General features: G+C 76.1%; 2 protein-coding genes. One reads left to right on the top strand and one right to left on the bottom strand.

Going from position 1 to position 2,503, the window contains the following annotated elements:
• The first annotated feature begins 273 nt into the window (after positions 1–273).
• Positions 274–1,647 (top strand): hypothetical protein, encoded by a 1,374-nt coding sequence (locus tag ACWDS7_RS47860; RefSeq protein WP_451934731.1) that lies wholly within the window; start codon positions 274–276, stop codon positions 1,645–1,647.
• 272 nt (positions 1,648–1,919) lie between these two features.
• Here ACWDS7_RS47860 and ACWDS7_RS47855 read toward each other — a convergent pair whose 3' ends face one another.
• Positions 1,920–2,414: a hypothetical protein gene (locus ACWDS7_RS47855; RefSeq protein ID WP_451934730.1), complete on the bottom strand. Its 495-nt coding sequence runs from the start codon at positions 2,412–2,414 to the stop codon at positions 1,920–1,922.
• Between the last annotated feature and the right edge of the window lie 89 nt (positions 2,415–2,503).

Below are 2,503 nucleotides of genomic sequence, written 5' to 3'. Positions count from 1 at the left end.
GGAGGCGTCCGAGCGGGCACTGACGGGCTGGACAACGCCTTCGCCGCCGGACCTCAACTCACCTGAATGTGCCCCCGATGTGCCCCCTCAGGGGGTTGTCGGTCGCAGACGGGTCCGACCGGCGGGCACCAGGCTTTCACGGGACCCGGTGCCGCCGGCGGACAGCAGGACGTCTCGGGCCGGCGGATGGGCTCGACCGGCGGGCACCGGGCTTTCACGGGTCCGGCGGGTGCCGCCGGCGGACAGCAGGTCTTCACCGGACCCGGTGCCGCCGTGGGACCGGCGGGGATCACCGGGCCCGGGGGCGCCGGGAACGCCCCGGGCCCGGTCAGCGCCGGGGGGCCGCCGGGCGCGCGCACCGGAGGCCACGCGGCCGTCCCCGGCGGGAGGGGCGCCCCCGGCACGGAGGGCCCCACGGTCAAGGGGATCGAGAAGGTGCTGGACGGGGTGCTGGAGGCGCGCGCCGAGGCCGGCCGGGTCTTCGTGCACCAGGCGTTCGACAGCGGCCACCTGCTGCGCAGGCTCGACGGGATCGAGGGGCGCCACGACCGCGAGCTCGGCTTCGGCAGGCTGGTGGAGTGGGCCGTGTCGGGTGCGGGCGCCGTGGCGGTGGAGCAGGTCGGGCCGGCGCAGGTGCTGGTCCGCACGCTCAGCTCCGACCTGGCCATCCGCGCCACCCACCCGCTGCAGATGTGGGGCAACCCGACGGTGATCGCGCACGGCCGTACGGCGTGGGTCTTCTTCCAGCCCCGGCAGGCCGTCGCGGTCGACACCTCGGTGGGCCTGCCCTGGGGGGAGACCGGGCACCTGGCGATGGTCGAGCTCGACCTGGGCGGGGGGTTCGTCTTCCAGGCCCCGCCGACCCGCGACCTGGGCCCGTACGCCCAGTGGTTCGTGAACGAGGACAACAGGCTCCGCCGCCTGCTCGACCAGGAGGGGCCCAGCGGCACCGAGCCGTCGCCCTCCGTGGGCGCGCCGGGCTGCACGGTGGTGCTCGGCCAGTTCAGCAGCAACAAGCCGATGTTCCAGAGCCGGCACCAGGATTTCCGGCCGTGGCAGGTGCTGTGTCTGGTCGATCCCGGCGGTGTGGTGCGCCCGACGGTGCGGGAGCCGGGACGCGGCTGGCTCCACCAGGTGGTCCTGCACCGGGGCAGATGGTTCACCTCCAGCTCGGCGGGGCTTGAGGCGGACACCGCCGACGGCCGGACCAAACTCGTCAGGCCGCGTCCTGCGGCCGGCGCGCTGCGCTGGTTCCCGGCGGGGAGCCAGATCTACGCGGTCGGCACCGACCAGGTGAGCCCCGCCCGGGGCTGGTCGGTCAGCATCTTCGACCAGCGCTCCCACACGCTGGAGTTCCTGATGGGCAAGCAGTCGGCGACCCTGGCCGGTCATCTCACCTCCCGGCACCGGTGGGAGCGCCCGAGGCTGGTCGCCGACGGCGACTCGATGTGGATGACCATGCAGGACGCCGGCCGCAGCAGGCTCCTGCACGTCACCCCGGGCGGGGCGCGGGAGGTGCACCGCACGCCGGGGATGTTCGAGCCGGTCGTCCGGGTCCCCACCGGCCTGCTCTGCCTGCACCGCCCCGCGGACGTGACCGGGACCGCCCGCGACCAGCCCGCCACCCTGGTGCACCTGCCCCTCTGACCGCCGACGCACGCGCTCCGACCCGTCGGGGCGTGACCGTCCGCCGGCCCCCGAGGGGGACGGCCAGGCGTGCTCCGTCCTGGCCTGTGCCCGGCCGCCGGGCAGGAGCTCCGGGAACCGGACGCGCGGGCGGGTGCCGCGCCCGCCGGACCTGCTCGCCCCCGCCCACCGCCTGGCGGGCTGAAGGGCGGTCCGGCCGTCCCTCCCGCCTGGCGGGCCGAGGGGCGGTCCGGCCGTCCACCCTCCCGCCCGGCGGGTGAACCGCGGACCGGTCAGCTCCCGCCCGGGGGCGTCGCCGTACCGGCCCCCAGGGCCGCCACCGCGGCCGCGAGCTCCTCGCGCAGCTCGTGGCCGCGCGCGGTGAGGGAGCCGATGGCGGCCATCCGGTCCTCGCCGGACTGCCGGGACTTGCGGCGGTCGGCCGCCGAACGCGCGGACGCGGCCTTCAGGTCGGCGCGCCTGCCCTCCAGCTCCTTGCGCCGCCGCAGGAGGCTCTCGTCCGCGGTCTGCTCGACGCTCACCCGCCAGGCGGCCACCATCCGCTCCAGGTCGAGCGTCATCTCCCGCGAGACCACCGCGAACTGGTCGCGGAGCGCCCCCCGGATCGCCGCCTGGCTGCGCTGGACCTTCTCCAGGGAGCGCCGTCCCATGAAGATGGCCGCCCCGATGGCCGGGGCGACGAGGATGAAGCCCACGGGGCCGAGCAGGGCGGCGGCGAGGCCGCCGAAGGACAGTCCCATCGACGCCGACGGCAGCACGTCCCGCACCAGGTCCAGTGGCCTGCCAGGCGGTGATGGCGGCGGCGATCTTCTCCCGCTTCGCCTGGTGGTAGTTCACGGGGGTCTGCTCGGGGGTC

It is taken from the genome of Streptosporangium sp. NPDC003464 (assembly GCF_053588315.1).
The sequence above is the reverse complement of the archived record's forward strand: the minus strand, read 5'-3'. Positions and strand labels throughout refer to the sequence as shown.